Consider the following 301-nt stretch of genomic DNA (forward strand, 5'->3'; position numbering starts at 1 on the left):
GAAAAGATCAATCTGGAGGCGCTGCTCGCCACGCTCGGTTTCGAGAAAACCGCACATCACCGCAATCGCGATGTCGTCCTCTACACCCAGGGCGATATCCGCATCGTCATCAATACCAGTGATGGCGGCGAAAGTTTCGCCGGGGCGTCCTATTCCATCCACGGCACCAATGCCTATGCATTCGGCCTGAAGGTCGATGACGCCAAAGCGGCGCTGGCGCGTGCTGAAGCGCTGGGTGCGCCCACCTTCGCCGAGCCGCGCAAGACGGGCGAAGTCGCCGTCCCGGCCATTCAGGGCGTGG

1 pseudogene is annotated in these 301 nt (G+C 62.5%); it reads left to right on the forward strand.

The features are described 5' to 3' along the window. A pseudogene (locus tag EN804_RS36225) lies at positions 1–301 on the forward strand (3-keto-5-aminohexanoate cleavage protein); the annotation flags it as partial.

Source organism: Mesorhizobium sp. M8A.F.Ca.ET.161.01.1.1, assembly GCF_004792105.1.
In the GTDB taxonomy this organism is placed as follows: domain Bacteria; phylum Pseudomonadota; class Alphaproteobacteria; order Rhizobiales; family Rhizobiaceae; genus Mesorhizobium.